A 16,262-nucleotide genomic window follows, 5' to 3' on the forward strand; every position below is an offset into this window, starting at 1 on the left:
AGCACCACGAAAAGCATTCCAATTGGTGGAGTGTGAGCCGTGAGGGGTTCTCGTCTGTAGTGGACGAAAACCGGGTGCACAACAGCAAATATCGCCAGACACACTATTGGGCCCTGAGACAACACTCGGTCGATCCGTGTGGAGTCCCTCCACCTTGGTGGTGGGGTGTGGTGTTTGAGTATTGGATAGTGGTTGCGAGCATCTAGATGAACGCGCGGTCCTTCGTGGCCGGCGTGTTTATCGAAATGTGTAATTTCTTTTTTGGTTTTTGTGTGTAAGTAAGTGTTTAAGGGCGCATGGTGGATGCCTTGGCATCGAGAGCCGATGAAGGACGTGGGAGGCTGCGATATGCCTCGGGGAGCTGTCAACCGAGCATTGATCCGAGGATTTCCGAATGGGGAAACCCAGCACGAGTGATGTCGTGTTACCCGTATCTGAATATATAGGGTGCGGGAGGTAACGCGGGGAAGTGAAACATCTCAGTACCCGTAGGAGAAGAAAACAATTGTGATTCCGTCAGTAGTGGCGAGCGAACGCGGAACAGGCTAAACCGCACGCATGTATAACCGGGTAGGGGTTGTGTGCGCGGTGTTGTGGGAGTGATATGTCTCAGCTCTACCTGGCTGAGGGGTAGTCAGAAAGTGTCGTGGTTAGCAGAAATGGCCTGGGATGGTCTGCCGTAGACGGTGAGAGCCCGGTACGCGAAAACCCGACACCTACCTTGTATCAGTTCCCGAGTAGCAGCGGGCCCGTGGAATCTGCTGTGAATCTGCCGGGACCACCCGGTAAGCCTAAATACTTCTCGATGACCGATAGCGGATTAGTACCGTGAGGGAATGGTGAAAAGTACCCCGGGAGGGGAGTGAAATAGTACCTGAAACCGTGTGCCTACAATCCGTCAAAGCCTCCTCGTGGGGTGATGGCGTGCCTTTTGAAGAATGAGCCTGCGAGTCAGGGACACGTCGCGAGGTTAACCCGTGCGGGGTAGCCGCAGCGAAAGCGAGTCTGAATAGGGCGCATCCCCTTTGGGGTGTAGTGGCGTGTTCTGGACCCGAAGCGGAGTGATCTACCCATGGCCAGGGTGAAGCGCGGGTAAGACCGCGTGGAGGCCCGAACCCACTTAGGTTGAAGACTGAGGGGATGAGCTGTGGGTAGGGGTGAAAGGCCAATCAAACTCCGTGATAGCTGGTTCTCCCCGAAATGCATTTAGGTGCAGCGTTGCGTGGTTCACCACGGAGGTAGAGCTACTGGATGGCCGATGGGCCCTACTAGGTTACTGACGTCAGCCAAACTCCGAATGCCGTGGTGTAAAGCGTGGCAGTGAGACGGCGGGGGATAAGCTCCGTACGTCGAAAGGGAAACAGCCCAGATCGCCGGCTAAGGCCCCTAAGCGTGTGCTAAGTGGAAAAGGATGTGTAGTCGCAGAGACAACCAGGAGGTTGGCTTAGAAGCAGCCACCCTTGAAAGAGTGCGTAATAGCTCACTGGTCAAGTGATTATGCGCCGATAATGTAGCGGGGCTCAAGCACACCGCCGAAGCCGCGGCACATTCACTTTTACGGTGAGTGTGGGTAGGGGAGCGTCCCTCATTCAGCGAAGCCTCCGGGTAACCGGTGGTGGAGGGTGGGGGAGTGAGAATGCAGGCATGAGTAGCGATAAGGCAAGTGAGAACCTTGCCCGCCGTAAGACCAAGGGTTCCTGGGCCAGGCCAGTCCGCCCAGGGTGAGTCGGGACCTAAGGCGAGGCCGACAGGCGTAGTCGATGGACAACGGGTTGATATTCCCGTACCCGTGTATAGGCGTCCCTGATGAATCAGCGGTACTAACCACCCAAAACCGGATCGACCATTCCCCTTCGGGGGCATGGAGTTTCGGGGCTGCGTGGGACCTTCGCTGGTAGTAGTCAAGCGATGGGGTGACGCAGGAAGGTAGCCGTACCAGTCAGTGGTAATACTGGAGCAAGCCCGTAGGGAGAGCGATAGGCAAATCCGTCGCTCATTAATCCCGAGAGGTGATGCATAGCCGATTGAGGCGAATTCGGTGATCCTCTGCTGCCAAGAAAAGCCTCTAGCGAGCACATACACGGCCCGTACCCCAAACCAACACAGGTGGTCAGGTAGAGAATACCAAGGCGTACGAGATAACTATGGTTAAGGAACTCGGCAAAATGCCCCCGTAACTTCGGGAGAAGGGGGGCCGGAATACCGTGAACACCCTTGCGGTGGGAGCGGGATTCGGCCGCAGAAACCAGTGGGTAGCGACTGTTTACTAAAAACACAGGTCCGTGCGAAGTCGCAAGACGATGTATACGGACTGACGCCTGCCCGGTGCTGGAAGGTTAAGAGGACCCGTTAACCGTAAGGTGAAGCGGAGAATTTAAGCCCCAGTAAACGGCGGTGGTAACTATAACCATCCTAAGGTAGCGAAATTCCTTGTCGGGTAAGTTCCGACCTGCACGAATGGCGTAACGACTTCCCAACTGTCTCAACCATAGACTCGGCGAAATTGCACTACGAGTAAAGATGCTCGTTACGCGCGGCAGGACGAAAAGACCCCGGGACCTTCACTACAACTTGGTATTGGTGTTCGGTACGGTTTGTGTAGGATAGGTGGGAGACTGTGAAGTACAGGCGCCAGTTTGTATGGAGTCGTTGTTGAAATACCACTCTGATCGTATTGGACACCTAACGTCGAACCCTTATCGGGTTCACGGACAGTGCCTGGCGGGTAGTTTAACTGGGGCGGTTGCCTCCTAAAATGTAACGGAGGCGCCCAAAGGTTCCCTCAACCTGGACGGCAATCAGGTGTTGAGTGTAAGTGCACAAGGGAGCTTGACTGTGAGACTTACAAGTCAAGCAGGGACGAAAGTCGGGACTAGTGATCCGGCACCTCTGAGTGGAAGGGGTGTCGCTCAACGGATAAAAGGTACCCCGGGGATAACAGGCTGATCTTCCCCAAGAGTCCATATCGACGGGATGGTTTGGCACCTCGATGTCGGCTCGTCGCATCCTGGGGCTGGAGCAGGTCCCAAGGGTTGGGCTGTTCGCCCATTAAAGCGGCACGCGAGCTGGGTTTAGAACGTCGTGAGACAGTTCGGTCTCTATCCGCCGCGCGCGTCAGAAACTTGAGGAAACCTGTCCCTAGTACGAGAGGACCGGGACGGACGAACCTCTGGTATACCAGTTGTCCCACCAGGGGCACGGCTGGATAGCCACGTTCGGACAGGATAACCGCTGAAAGCATCTAAGCGGGAAACCTTCTCCAAGATCAGGTTTCTCACCCTTTTAGAGGGATAAGGCCCCCCGCAGACCACGGGTTCGATAGGCCAGACCTGGAAGCCCAGTAATGGGTGCAGGGAACTGGCACTAACCGGCCGAAAACTTACCAACACACAATCGCAACCACAGTCCATTTCACGGCAGCAATGCCGCGAAACACCACACCCCCCACCAAACAAATTTAAAATAGAGTTACGGCGGCCACAGCGACAGGGAAACGCCCGGTCCCATTCCGAACCCGGAAGCTAAGCCTGTCAGCGCCGATGATACTGCCCATCCGGGTGGAAAAGTAGGACACCGCCGAACATACACAAAAACACCCCCGGCAACGGGGGTGTTTTTGCATGCACGATTAATGCGGTATCTAATCGAATAACGTCAGGTTCGCGTTGACCGTCGAGTGCCTGCGCTCCAGATCGAGAAGCCTTCGCTTCCGGTCGAGCCCGCCGCCATAACCGGTGAGGCTGCCGCTGGCACCGATGACCCGGTGGCATGGCACGACGATCGCGATCGGATTGTGCCCGTTGGCCAATCCCACGGCGCGTGCGGAGCCGGCGGCACCGATCTGGGCGGCGATCTGTCCGTACGAGCGCGTCTGTCCGTACGGAATTGTCAGCAGCGCATTCCATACCCGGCGCTGGAATTCGGAGCCCTGCAGATCGAATTCGAAGTCGAAGTCGGTGCGGTCGCCGGCGAAATACGCGGCGAGCTGTTCGACTGCCTTGCCGAACGCCCCGGGGTTCGGCGACCAGCCGGCGCGGTTCGGTTCATAGGTCTGATCGACCATCCGCAGATGCGTCAGCACCGAGCCGCGGCCGGCCAGGGTCAGCAGCCCGATCGGGCTGTCGATAGTGCGGTACTCGATCATGCGACCTCCTGTGGCGGCCAATGGTTTACCGGATGCTCGAGAGTGGTCCAGAGGTATTGAGTGGCATAGGAACGCCATGGTCGCCACCGTGCACCGCGCGCGGCGAGGGACCGTTCGTCGGACGGCAGGCCCAACTGCTTGGCGGCCAGGCGCAAGCCGAGGTCGCTGGCGGGAAACGCGTCGGGATCGCCGAGGCCGCGCATGGCGATGACCTCCGCGGTCCATGGGCCCACCCCGGGCAAGGCGAGCAACTGGGTTCGGGCCCTTTCCCAGTCGCACCCGGCACTCAGCACGACACTCCCGTCGGCGAGGCCGGCGACCAGAGCGCTCAGCGTTCGCCGCCGGGTTTTGGGCACCGCCAAATGCACCGGGTCGATCTCCGCCAGCTGCTCGACGGACGGGAAGACGTGGGTCAGGGAGCCCGCCGGGTCGTCGATCGGCGGTCCGTAGGCGGCGACCAGGCGGCCGGCATGCGTGCTCGCCGCCTTGGTGGACACCTGCTGGCCCAGCACCGCGCGCACCGCGAGCTCGGCCTCGTCGACCGTCCGCGGAATTCGCTGCCCGGGCGCCTTGGCTACGACGGCGCTGAACTCGTCGTCGGCGCTGAGCGCCTCGTCCACGGCTTCCGGGTCCGCATCGAGGTCCAACAGTCGCCGGCAGCGCGCGATGGCCGTCGTCAGGTCGCGGAAGTCGTCGAGCACGAGCACGCAACGGACGTGATCGACAGCGGGCGTCAGGGCGACGATCGCGTTGCCGTACGGAAGGCGCAGACTGCGCCGGTAAGCGCCATCGCGAATCTCCTCGCAACCGGGCACCGCGCCCGCCGCCAGATGTCCGAAGACACCGGCGTACGCGAAGGGTGCGCGCACCGGGAGCCGAAGGCACACGGTGCCAGGCGAATTCGGGGCGGCGGCGGCGCGTGCCGCCGTGTGCCGCCGCAGCGCGCTCGGTGTGTTCTCGAACACCGAGCGCACGGTGTCGTTGAACTGACGGATGCTGGAAAAGCCGGCGGCGAATGCGACGTCGCCGAACGGCAGATCCGTCGTTTCGATCAGCACCCGGGCGGTTTGGGCTCGTTGTGCGCGTGCCAGGGCGAGCGGGCCGGCCCCAACCTCGGCCTGCAGGAGGCGCTCCAGCTGCCGGGTGGTGTAACCGAGGCCGGCGGCCAGGCCGGCCACACCCGCACGGTCCACCGTGCCGTCCGCGATCAGGCGCATCGTTCGCGCCACGATGTCACCCCGCACGTTCCATTCCGGAGACCCGGGCGAGGCGTCGGGGCGGCACCGCTTACACGCGCGAAAGCCGGCGCGCTGCGCGGCGGCCGCGGTCGGATAGAACCGCACGTTACGGGCGAACGGTGGCCGCACCGGGCAGCTGGGCCGGCAGTAGATCCGCGTGGTCAGCACCGCGGTGACGAACCAGCCGTCGAACCGGGCGTCCTTGGACTGGACGGCGCGGTAGCAGCGTTCGAAGTCGTCGTGCACGGTTTTAAGACTTACACCCGGCCACCGACAAAACTGGCGGAAAAGCGACATCGTCGTGGGTTGCGCCCGGGCGACCGTCAGCCTCGTCGGCGGCTCACCGTCCGGTGCGGGCTTTTCCGCCCATTCCAGCTTTTCCGGCGCGCGATGGCATTAACTGTGACGCAACCCGCTGGCTCCGGTGATCGCCCGAACGGGAGTCGATGCCGGCATCGCACGTTGCTTTCAGCCGATCGGGGTCCTCGTCGGGTGGTGTTCTACCGCCGCGGCGGCCGCGATGAAGTCGCGTGCCGAGCGAGACAACGGTCGATCGGAGTTCCAGACCAAGCCGACATCGCGGTAGGCGTCGGCGTCGACCAGGCGAAGCACACGGGCCCCGGGGGCGTGCTCGCTGCCGTCGATGGGTACCAGGCTGACACCCAGGCCCGCGGCGACCAGGCCGGCGACGGTCGTGAGGGTCGGGGCTTCCAAGCCGATTCGGGGCCGAAATTGCGCTGCCGCACACAGGTCGTCGAGCAGTGCTCGCATGCCGAATCCGCGGTGCATGGTCACGAAGCGCTCGTCGGCCAGATCGATCATCGACACCGCCGCAACGTGCGAGAACCGGTGGTCGTCAGGAACGGCGATGCCCAGCCGTTGACGAAACAGGCTGCGCCAGGCCAGCGTTCGTTTCCGTGGCCGTGGCGACACCACTCCGATGTCGACGACGCCGGACCGCACGCGATCGACGATCGATTCGGCGGGCCCCTCCTGAAGCGTGAACGTCACCCGCGGTGACGATTGCCCGAACCTCGAGATCAACCGCGGAACCACCGTCGCCCCGAACGAGCTCAGGAACGCCAACCGGATCTCGCTGACGGCCGGATTCGTCAGGTCATCGATCTCGCGCCGGGCCGAATCCAGCTCCAGCTGGGCCCGCCGCGCATGCTCGTAGAAGATCCGGCCGTACGTGTTGAGGGCGAGACGCCGGCCGTGCCGGTCGAACAGCGGCACCCCCACCTGCCGTTCCAGGCGAGCCAGCATCCGGGTCAGCGTCGGCTGGGCGACATTGAGCTGCTGCGCCGCAGCCGTGACGTGTTGCAATTCGGCGAGTGTGATGAACCACTCGTAGTCGCCCGCCGCCATCCAGCCACCTCTGCTTATGCGTCCAATGCATCATAGCCACCGAAATAATTCATTTCCTTCGCAGCGGTGCGGGCCGAAGCATCGTTGCCGTGCCCCACGTCGTCGCGCATCAGGCCGGATCCACGGGATATCGGCGAATGACCATCGCGCTGTACGGCGCCGGCCTGTCCAGTTTCGCCGCCATGTACTGCACGCAGGCCCTGCTCCCGGCGTTGTCCGTGTCCTATCGGATCGCCCCGGCCACCGCGGCGCTGACGGTTTCACTGACGACGGGCATGTTGGCGCTGTCGATCATCCCGGCCAGTGTGCTATCCGAGCGCCACGGGCGCATCACCGTGATGCTGACGTCGGGCATAGCGTCCAGTGTCATCGGGCTGTTGTTGCCGCTGAGTCCCACCCTCGGCGTGCTGCTGGCCGGACGCGCGCTGCAGGGCGTCGCGCTGGCCGGCATACCGGCGGTCGCCATGGCGTTCCTGGCCGAGGAGGTGCACGCCTCGTCGCTCGGTTCGGCGATGGGCCGCTACGTCGCGGGGACCACGGTGGGAGGGTTGGTCGGACGGATCGTGCCGGCCCTGGTCGTCGACGCCAGCAATTGGCGCGTCGCGCTGCTGGTGTGCTCGGTGATGACGCTGGCCGGCACGGCGGTGTTCGCCCTGTTGGTGCCCAGGTCGCAGTTCTTCACCCCGAAGGCGGCTAGCGTGCGCGACACCGTGCGCAACCTCGCCGGACATGTGCGAAACCCGGTGCTGCTGAAGCTGTTTGCGTTGGGCTCGGTGATGATGGGGGCGTTCGTCACGGTTTACAACTACCTCGGGTACCGGTTGACGGACCGGCCCTTCGGATTGGCATCGTCGGTGGTCGGCCTGCTGTTCGTCCTGTACCTGGTGGGTACCTGGACGTCGGTCGTGGCCGGGCGGCTCGCCGACCGCAGGGGGCGCCGGCTCGTGCTCGGCTGCGCGTTACCGGTGACCGTGACCGGCCTGCTGCTCACCGTATCGCCCGCGCTGGGCGTCATCGTCGTCGGTGTCGGCGTCTTCACCGGCGGATTCTTCGCCGCGCACACCGTAGCCAGTGGCTGGGTGGGCGCGGTGGCGCACCGCGATCGCGCGGAGGCGTCCGCGCTGTACCTGTTCAGCTACTACCTGGGCGGATCGGTGGCCGGTGCCTTCGGCGGCGTCGTCTACGGTGTCGGCGGCTGGCCGGCGACGGTGTGGTTCGTGGCCGGGCTACTGGCGGCCGGTACGTTGCTCGTCGCAATGTTGATGCGGCAGAGCGGGTCTCGGGCCAACGGGCGCCGCGCCGGCGCCGTCGTCCGATGATCCGCTGGCCCCCAGGCTCAGCCGGGCGGCGTTCCGACACAGACGCCACCGGCGCAGGCACCCGCGCCGCCCGGTCCCGCGGAGGCCCCGGCGCCCGGCACGCCCGCGCTGGCCCCACCGGGCCCGGCGCCGGCACCCGAACCACCCGGCCCGGCGGTGGTGGCGCCACCCGGCCCGACGCCGGGTCCACCGCCACCCGGGCCGCCGGTCCCCGGGGCCGACGGCGCCGTCGTGGTCACGCTCGCCGGTGTCGTGACGGTGGTGGTGACGGTCGACGTGCTGGGGTTCTTGTTGTTGGTGCCCGAGCTGCAACCCGCGGTCAACGAACTCAGTGCGATCGCCGCGGCGATTCCCGCGGCGACCGAAACACGGGTGACTCCACTGCCGGTCATGTGCAAACCATTCTCTGAGGGGTCGGTTCTCGTGTCCCTCTACCCATTCCGGCCCGAGATCAACCGTGTGCGGCCGATGGGTCATCAACCGCGGCGGGCGCCGCCAGTCGGGTGGGACGCTCATGGCCGCGAAGGGTCACGCTGTCGCCCAAAGACCAACGCGCCCGCTCGGTTTCGCTTGCGCGCTCGATGGCGTCGGCCGTCGCGAGCAAGCGGCTCGAGTGCGACTTGGCCAGCTCGCACAGCCGGGCCGCCTCGTTGACCGGCTCACCGATCACGGTGTACTCGAAGCGTTCCCTGGCTCCGACGTTGCCGGCGACGACCTGCCCCGCGGCCACGCCGATGCCCGCCTCGAGTTCGGTCATCTCGCCGGCCAGCCGCCCGGCGATGCACCGTGCGGCGCCCAGGGCCGCGTCTTCGGGATTGTCCAGGCGGTTCGGCGCTCCGAAGATGGCCAGCGACGCATCGCCCTCGAATTTGTTCACCAGCCCGCAGTGGCGATCCACCTCCTCGACCACGATCGCGAAGAAACGGTTGAGCACCGCAACGACTTCGGATGGGGGTTGGCTGGTCACCAGCTGCGTCGACCCAAGGATATCGATGAAAATGACGGCCACATGCCGTTCTTCGCCGCCCAGCTTCGGCTTCTTGCGTTCCGCGGCCAGCGCCACTTCGCGTCCGACGTGGCGACCGAAGAGATCGCGAACCCGCTCGCGCTCGCGCAGACCGTCGACCATCGCGTTGAAACCGCGCTGCAGCTCACCGAGTTCAGTGCCGTCGAACACCACCAATTCGCCGCACAGGTCCCCCTTTTCGACACGCTGAAGCGCCGCCCGCACCACGCGCACCGGTGTCGCCGTCAGCCAGGCCAGGATCCACATCAGGATGCAGCCGAAGATCAGAGCGGCCGACGACACGATCAGCACACCGACCGCGAACTGGGTCTCGGTGAGATTCTTCAGCCACACCTCGAACAGCGCCAGAAGCGCGATGCCGATGACGGGCACGCCCGAACCGAGAAACCACACCGTCATGGTTCGGCCCATGATCCCTGCCGCCAGCCGCCGCGGCGGCGGGCCCGCCTCGAGGGCCTGAGCCGCCACCGGGCGCAGGGCGAACTCGGCGAGCAGATAACTGCCGGTGGCCACCAGAACACCGCAGAAGCTGACCCCGACCAGAAAACGCGGGATGAACATCGTATTGACCAGGCCATAGAGGACCGAATAAAGCACCGCTCCGGTTCCCCACAGGACCAGGTCGACCATCGCGATCCGCCACGGGGCGATGAACGTGTTGCGCTCGTCCTCGGGTGTCGGAGTGCGCTCCTCGATGGCCCAGCGCAACGCCAGGACGGTTCTGCGGGTGATCCAAAAGGTGCCCAGCGTCAGCGCCAGGAGGATGTAGGCCGGTGACACTCCGAACGTGATCCACGCGGGCGCGTCGTCGAAAATGCTCGGCGCTGGGATGGCGACGATCACCAAGACCAGTCCCGCGCCGATCCCGAGCAGGTTCGCCCCCAGCACCAGGACGGTCATGATGATCTGGATGCGCACCCGGCGACGGCCCTGGCTTTCCGACACCCGCCCCAACAGCAGGGAGCCGTACGCGGGCGTGGTCGGCAGACGGCCGCTCTGACGGGTGACCCGTTCGAGCACCCGGCCGATTCGCTGCGCCACGGACTGGTTGGCCGACATGGTGGCGTCAGCCTAATTTGTCGGCCACGCTCTAAGGTGAGTCGGGTGCGTCTCGTGATCGCTCAATGCACCGTGGACTACGTCGGCCGGCTCACCGCGCATCTGCCCTCGGCGCGCAGGTTGTTGCTCTTCAAGGCCGACGGATCGGTCAGCGTGCACGCCGACGACCGCGCCTACAAGCCGCTGAACTGGATGAGCCCGCCGTGCTGGCTGACCGAGGAGGCCGGTGATCATGCGCCGGTATGGGTGGTCGAGAACAAGGCGGGCGAACAGCTGCGTATCACCGTCGAGGAGATCGAACACGATTCCAGCCACGAACTCGGCGTGGACCCCGGCCTGGTCAAGGACGGCGTCGAAGCGCACCTGCAGGCGCTACTCGCCGAGCACGTGCAACTGCTGGGCGAGGGATACACGCTGGTTCGCCGCGAGTACATGACCGCCATCGGTCCCGTCGATCTGCTCTGCCGAGACGAACGCGGGGGCTCGGTTGCGGTGGAGATCAAGCGACGCGGCGAGATCGACGGCGTCGAACAACTCACCCGATACCTGGAGTTGCTCAACCGCGACACCGTGCTCGCGCCGGTCAGGGGCGTGTTCGCCGCTCAGCAGATCAAGCCGCAGGCCCGCACGTTGGCCACCGATCGTGGTATCCGTTGTCTGACATTGGATTACGACAAGATGCGGGGGATGGACAGCGACGAGTACCGGCTGTTCTGAGGGTTCGCCGCTACACTGACCGGATGGCTCGGCGCCGCACCCCGCCACGCCGGCAGCGACCGTTGGCGCCGCCGGCGCTGCGGCGGGTGGAGGTCGGCCCGGACGGCCGCGAGTACGAGGTCCGGCCCGTGCCGGCGGCCCGTGCGGCCAAGACCTATCGGTGCCCCGGCTGCGATCACGAAATACGTTCCGGCTCAGCGCATCTGGTGGTGTGGCCCGCCGATTCCTCGCCCGCGGGCGGGTCGGGTGACGTGGAGGACCGCCGGCATTGGCACACGCCGTGCTGGGCGCACCGCGCTACCCGCGGTCCCACCAGGAAGTGGTGGTGAAGGTCCGGGTCAGGCGGCCGGCTCGACGAGCTCGATGAGCACTCCGCCGCCGTCCTTGGGGTGGATGAAGTTGATCCGGGAGTTTGCCGTGCCGCGCCGGGGTGCGTCGTAGATCAGCCGCACGCCCTGCTCGCGAAGCCGGGAGACCAAGGCGTCGAGGTCGCTGACCCGAACGGCCATCTGCTGGATGCCCGGCCCGCGCTTGTCGAGAAACTTGGCGATCGTCGAGGACTCGTCGATCGGGGCCATCAACTGGATCTGCGCGGTACCCGCCGGGGCGTCGCGCACGGCCAGCATGGCTTCGCGGATTCCCTGCTCTTCGTTGACTTCCTCGTGCACCAAGATCATGCCGAGGGTGTCGTGGTACCAGTCAATGGCGGCGTCCAGGTCGGCGACTGCGATGCCGACGTGATCGATCGCCGTCACCAGTGAGGTGGCCAGGATCTGACGGGCGTCAACTTGATCGGTCGTCATCACATAACGGTAACCTGGCGGCAAAGATTGCGCTTCTCCGGGAGTCCGGAACGGCCATCCGGGGAGCGCCTAACGGGCTTTAGGAGATAGTCATGACGACGTCGGTGATCGTTGCTGGGGCGCGGACACCCATCGGCAAGCTGATGGGTTCGCTGAAGGACTTTTCGGCCAGCGATCTGGGGGCCATCGCGATCGCCGGGGCGCTGGAAAAGGCCAAGGTGCCGGCCTCCGCCGTCGACTACGTGATCATGGGTCAGGTGTTGACGGCCGGCGCCGGCCAGATGCCGGCACGCCAGGCGGCCGTGGCGGCCGGCATCGGCTGGGACGTTCCGGCGTTGACCATCAACAAGATGTGCCTGTCCGGCATCGACTCCATCGCCCTGGCTGACCAGCTCATTCGCGCCGGGGAGTTCGACGTGGTGGTGGCCGGCGGCCAGGAGTCCATGACCAAGGCGCCGCACCTGCTGATGGACAGCCGCTCGGGCTACAAGTACGGCGACGTGACGGTGCTGGACCACATGGCCTACGACGGCCTGCACGACGTGTTCACCGACCAGCCGATGGGCGCGCTCACCGAGCAGCGCAATGACGTCGACCAATTCACCCGGCAGGAGCAGGACGAGTTCGCTGCCCGGTCGCACCAGAAGGCCGCCGCGGCCTGGAAGGACGGCGCCTTCGCCGACGAAGTGGTGCCGGTCAACATCCCTCAGCGCAAAGGCGATCCGCTGCAGTTCACCGAGGACGAGGGGATCCGCGCCAACACCACCGCCGAGTCGCTGGCCGGCCTCAAGCCGGCGTTTCGCCGTGACGGCACCATCACCGCCGGATCGGCCTCCCAGATCTCCGACGGCGCCGCCGCGGTGGTGGTGATGAGCAAGGCCAAGGCGCAGGAGCTGGGGTTGAGCTGGCTGGTCGAGATCGGCGCGCACGGCGTGGTGGCCGGACCCGATTCCACGCTGCAGTCGCAGCCGGCCAATGCGATCAAGAAGGCGATCAGCCGAGAGGGCATCTCCGTCGACCAGCTGGACGTCATCGAGATCAACGAGGCGTTTTCCGCGGTGGCGCTGGCCTCGACCCGCGAACTGGGCGTGAATCCCGACCTGGTCAACGTCAACGGCGGGGCGATCGCCGTCGGGCATCCGATCGGAATGTCGGGAGCGCGGATCACGCTGCACGCCGCGCTGGAGTTGGCGCGACGCGGCTCCGGATACGCCGTCGCGGCGCTGTGCGGGGCCGGCGGGCAGGGCGACGCCCTGATTCTGCGCGCGGGTTAGCCACCGATCGGACCGCTTGCGACGTTGCTGGCGCGGCGCGCCGGCGAGACACTGTGATGTTCGTCATATCCGCCGATCGCGGGCCTTTTCGTGCGCATTTCGGCCGGTCGCGCCGCCCTGTGAACGGCTCGGCCACCGGGTGGATGGGTAGCCGGTCCGCATGACAAACTTGACGGCGTGAGTCGTCCGCGCCCTCCTATCGGCCCCGCCCTGGCTGGTGCGGTCGATCTGTCCGGTCTCAAGCAGCGGCCCCAGCCCACGGGTGGGCCTGCCGCAGGATCCTCCCGGTCGGCCGCCGAGGGCGACCCCGGAATCATCGCGGTCACCGAGGCCAATTTCGAGGCCGAGGTCCTGCTGCGGTCCGAGGAAGTGCCCGTCGTGGTGCTGCTGTGGTCGCCGCGCAGCGATGCGTGTGTCCAGCTGCTTGACACGTTGGCCGGGCTGGCCGCCCAGGACAACGGCAAGTGGTCGTTGACGACGGTCAACGTCGATGTCACGCCCCGGGTGGCGCAGATATTCGGTGTCGACGCCGTCCCGACCGTGGTGGCATTGGCCGCCGGGCAGCCGATATCGAGTTTCCAGGGAATGCAGCCGGCCGAGCAGTTGCGCGGCTGGCTGGACCAGATTCTCTCGGCGACCGCCGGAAAGCTCAAGGGCTCAACCGGTTCCGCGGAGGCGGAGGCGGTCGACCCGGTGCTGGCCGCGGCCCGCCAACAGCTGGAAGACGGCGACTTCGAGGCGGCCAGGGCGTCGTATCAGTCGATCCTGGACGCCAATCCGGCCAACGCCGAAGCCAAGGGCGCGATTCGGCAGATCGAATTCCTCACGCGCGCAACCGGGCAACGCCCGGACGCCGTCGCCGTCGCCGACGCCGCGCCCGGTGACATCGAGGCCGCCCTCGCGGCGGCCGACGTGCAGATCCTCAACCAGGAGGTCGGGCCCGCCTTCGATCGCCTGATCGCCTTGGTGCGCAGCACATCCGGCGACGATCGCACCCGGGTGCGCACCCGGGTGGTCGAGCTGTTCGAGCTGTTCGACCCGGCCGATCCCGAGGTCGTCGCCGGACGGCGCAACCTCGCCAACGCGCTGTACTGAGGTTTACTCGGGGGCCAGCCACAGCGCCGACGTGGGCGGCAGCACCAGCAGCGCCGACGCCGGGCGGCCGTGCCACGGGTCTTCCGTGGCGTCCACGCCGCCCATGTTGCCGATCCCGGATCCGTTGTAGGCCGTCGCGTCGGTGTTGAGCACCTCGCGCCACCGGCCGGCCGACGGCAGCCCCAACCGGTACCCACTGTGCTCGGCGCCCGCGAAGTTGAACACGCAAGCCATTACCGAGCCATCCCTGCCGTAGCGCAGGAAGCTCAGCACGTTGTTGCCCGAGTCGTTGGCGTCGATCCAGGAGTAGCCGTCCGGCACGGTGTCCTGGCTCCACAGCGCCGGGTGGCTGCGGTAGATGTCGTTGAGGTCGCGGATCAGGCGCAATACCCCGTTGGAGAATCCCTGCTCGTCGAGCTGCCACCAATCCAGACCGCGTTCCTCGGACCACTCGGCGCGCTGCCCGAATTCCTGTCCCATGAACAACAGTTGCTTACCCGGGTGCGCCCACTGGTAGGCGAGCAGGCTGCGCAGCCCGGCCGCCTTGACGTGGTTGTTGCCCGGCATCCGGCCCCACAGCGTTCCCTTGCCGTGCACCACCTCGTCATGGCTGATCGGCAGCACGTAGTTCTCGCTGAACGCATAGAGCATCGAGAACGTCATCTCATGGTGGTGATAGCTGCGGTAGATGGGGTCGCGGCTCATGTAGTCGAGCGTGTCGTGCATCCAGCCCATGTTCCACTTCATCGAAAAGCCCAGGCCGCCAAGGTTTGTCGGCCGCGTCACGCCGGGCCACGAGGTGGACTCCTCGGCGATGGTGACGATGCCCGGCGCGGTCTTGTGCACCGTGGCGTTCATCTCCTGCAGGAACTGCACCGCCTCCAGGTTCTCCCGGCCGCCGTAGATGTTCGGGGCCCAGCCCCCTTCGGGCCGCGAGTAGTCCAGGTAGAGCATCGAGGCGACCGCGTCCACGCGCAGGCCGTCGACGTGAAATTCCTGGAGCCAGAACAGCGCATTGGCCACCAGGAAGTTACGCACCTCGCGACGGCCGAAGTCGAATACGTAGGTGCCCCAATCGAGTTGCTCACCCCGGTTGGGGTCGGAGTGCTCGTAGAGCGCCGTGCCGTCGAACCGGCCGAGCGCCCAGGCGTCCTTGGGAAAGTGCGCCGGCACCCAGTCCACCAGCACACCGATGCCGGCCTGGTGCAAGGCGTCGACCAGCGCCCGGAACTCGTCGGGAGTGCCGAATCGCGATGTCGGCGCGTAGTACGACGTCACCTGGTAACCCCACGATCCGGCGAAGGGGTGCTCGGCGACCGGTAGCAGCTCGACGTGGGTGAACCCGTGTTCCACCACGTAATCCGTCAGCTCGCGGGCCAGCTCGCGGTAGTTGAGGCCGGGGCGCCAGGAACCCAGGTGAACCTCATAGGTGCTCATCGGCTCGAACACCGGGTTGCGTTGCGCGCGCTCGGCCATCCAGTCGGCGTCTTCCCACGTGTAGGTGCTGCGCGTCACCCGGGATGCGGTGTGCGGCGGCACCTCGGTGGCGAACGCCATGGGGTCGGCGCGCTCGGTCACCACACCGTCGGCCCCGTGCACCCGGAACTTGTACAGCCCCTCGGGGGGAAAGTCGGGCCAGAACAGTTCCCAGACACCCGATGAGCCCAACACCCGCATCGGGCCTTCGTTACCGGTCCAGCCGTTGAACTCACCGATCAGATTGACGCCCTTGGCGGCCGGCGCCCAAACCGCAAACGACACTCCGGTGACGACACCGTCGGCCGTGGTGAACGAACGTGGATGCGCGCCGAGGACCTCCCAAAGCCGCTCGTGGCGTCCCTCCCCGAACAGGTGAAGGTCGACCTCGCCCAGGGTCGGCAAGAAGCGGTAGGCGTCGGCGACGACGTACGGCTCGGCACCCTGATAGGTGATCTCCAGCCGGTAGTCGATCAGGTTGACGAACGGCAACGCCACGGCGAAAAGACCGGATTCGATGTGCTGCAACGGAAACCGGTCATCGCCGACCAGTGCGACAACTTCGGCCGCATGCGGCCGATACGCCCGGATGACGGTGTGATCGTCGTATTCGTGGGCGCCCAGAATGCCGTGCGGGTTGTGGTGCGTGCCGCCGATCAGGCGCGACAGGTCGGCCGGATCGGGCGCCAAGTGCGTCCGAGCGAGTTGGTCGGCTTGGCTCATGTCCCTTTCACCTCCGGTC

General features: G+C 65.4%; 12 protein-coding genes and 2 rRNA genes. 7 read left to right on the forward strand and 7 right to left on the reverse strand.

What is annotated here, in order from left to right:
• The first annotated feature begins 276 nt into the window (after window positions 1-276).
• Both BST14_RS00250 and rrf read left to right on the forward strand, forming a co-directional pair.
• Window positions 277-3,387: ribosomal RNA gene (locus tag BST14_RS00250) — 23S ribosomal RNA — on the forward strand.
• A gap of 82 nt (window positions 3,388-3,469) precedes the next feature.
• Window positions 3,470-3,582: ribosomal RNA gene (gene rrf / locus BST14_RS00255) — 5S ribosomal RNA — on the forward strand.
• Between the two features lie 58 nt (window positions 3,583-3,640).
• Here rrf and BST14_RS00260 read toward each other — a convergent pair.
• The 3 genes from BST14_RS00260 to BST14_RS00270 all read right to left on the reverse strand — a co-directional run bounded on the left by BST14_RS00260 (window position 3,641) and on the right by BST14_RS00270 (window position 6,750).
• Window positions 3,641-4,144, reverse strand: a complete 504-nt coding sequence (locus BST14_RS00260) for a methylated-DNA--[protein]-cysteine S-methyltransferase (protein ID WP_083062605.1) — start codon at window positions 4,142-4,144, stop codon at window positions 3,641-3,643.
• Entirely contained in the window at window positions 4,141-5,628 is a 1,488-nt protein-coding gene (locus BST14_RS00265) for a DNA-3-methyladenine glycosylase 2 family protein (RefSeq protein WP_083062606.1), read from the reverse strand. Before BST14_RS00265 ends, BST14_RS00260 begins: the two co-directional genes overlap by 4 nt.
• A gap of 222 nt (window positions 5,629-5,850) precedes the next feature.
• Window positions 5,851-6,750 carry a LysR family transcriptional regulator gene (locus BST14_RS00270; RefSeq protein WP_083062607.1) on the reverse strand — a complete coding sequence of 300 codons (900 nt, stop codon included), beginning with the start codon at window positions 6,748-6,750 and terminating at the stop codon, window positions 5,851-5,853.
• A 137-nt stretch (window positions 6,751-6,887) separates the two neighbouring features.
• Here BST14_RS00270 and BST14_RS00275 point away from each other — a divergent pair, with 137 nt between their 5' ends.
• Window positions 6,888-8,069: an MFS transporter gene (locus BST14_RS00275; RefSeq protein ID WP_169926026.1), complete on the forward strand. Its 1,182-nt coding sequence runs from the start codon at window positions 6,888-6,890 to the stop codon at window positions 8,067-8,069.
• A 17-nt stretch (window positions 8,070-8,086) separates the two neighbouring features.
• On the opposite strand, the gene BST14_RS00280 is transcribed toward BST14_RS00275, so the two are convergent.
• Window positions 8,087-8,461, reverse strand: a complete 375-nt coding sequence (locus BST14_RS00280; RefSeq protein WP_083062609.1) for a hypothetical protein — start codon at window positions 8,459-8,461, stop codon at window positions 8,087-8,089.
• A gap of 59 nt (window positions 8,462-8,520) precedes the next feature.
• On the reverse strand, window positions 8,521-10,155 hold the full coding sequence (locus BST14_RS00285) for an adenylate/guanylate cyclase domain-containing protein (RefSeq protein WP_083062610.1): 1,635 nt from the start codon (window positions 10,153-10,155) through the stop codon (window positions 8,521-8,523).
• A 45-nt stretch (window positions 10,156-10,200) separates the two neighbouring features.
• Here BST14_RS00285 and nucS point away from each other — a divergent pair, with 45 nt between their 5' ends.
• Window positions 10,201-10,872: an endonuclease NucS gene (gene nucS, locus BST14_RS00290; RefSeq protein ID WP_083062611.1), complete on the forward strand. Its 672-nt coding sequence runs from the start codon at window positions 10,201-10,203 to the stop codon at window positions 10,870-10,872.
• 23 nt (window positions 10,873-10,895) lie between these two features.
• Window positions 10,896-11,201 (forward strand): Rv1322 family protein, encoded by a 306-nt coding sequence (locus BST14_RS00295; RefSeq protein WP_083062612.1) that lies wholly within the window; start codon window positions 10,896-10,898, stop codon window positions 11,199-11,201.
• Window positions 11,202-11,210: 9 nt separating this feature from the next.
• On the opposite strand, the gene mce is transcribed toward BST14_RS00295, so the two are convergent.
• The gene (mce, locus tag BST14_RS00300) at window positions 11,211-11,678 is read right to left on the reverse strand and encodes a methylmalonyl-CoA epimerase (RefSeq protein WP_083062613.1); all 468 of its coding nucleotides are present in this window, start codon (window positions 11,676-11,678) and stop codon (window positions 11,211-11,213) included.
• Between the two features lie 89 nt (window positions 11,679-11,767).
• On the opposite strand from mce, the gene BST14_RS00305 reads away from it, so the two are divergent.
• Window positions 11,768-12,949, forward strand: coding sequence for an acetyl-CoA C-acetyltransferase (locus tag BST14_RS00305; protein ID WP_083062614.1), 1,182 nt, complete (start codon window positions 11,768-11,770; stop codon window positions 12,947-12,949).
• A 177-nt stretch (window positions 12,950-13,126) separates the two neighbouring features.
• Window positions 13,127-14,044 (forward strand): tetratricopeptide repeat protein, encoded by a 918-nt coding sequence (locus BST14_RS00310; protein WP_083062615.1) that lies wholly within the window; start codon window positions 13,127-13,129, stop codon window positions 14,042-14,044.
• A gap of 3 nt (window positions 14,045-14,047) precedes the next feature.
• Here the strand turns inward: BST14_RS00310 and glgB are convergent, their stop codons facing one another.
• Window positions 14,048-16,243: a 1,4-alpha-glucan branching protein GlgB gene (glgB, locus tag BST14_RS00315; protein ID WP_083062616.1), complete on the reverse strand. Its 2,196-nt coding sequence runs from the start codon at window positions 16,241-16,243 to the stop codon at window positions 14,048-14,050.
• Window positions 16,244-16,262: the final 19 nt, after the last annotated feature.

The organism is Mycobacterium arosiense ATCC BAA-1401 = DSM 45069 (assembly GCF_002086125.1).
Lineage (GTDB): Bacteria > Actinomycetota > Actinomycetes > Mycobacteriales > Mycobacteriaceae > Mycobacterium > Mycobacterium arosiense.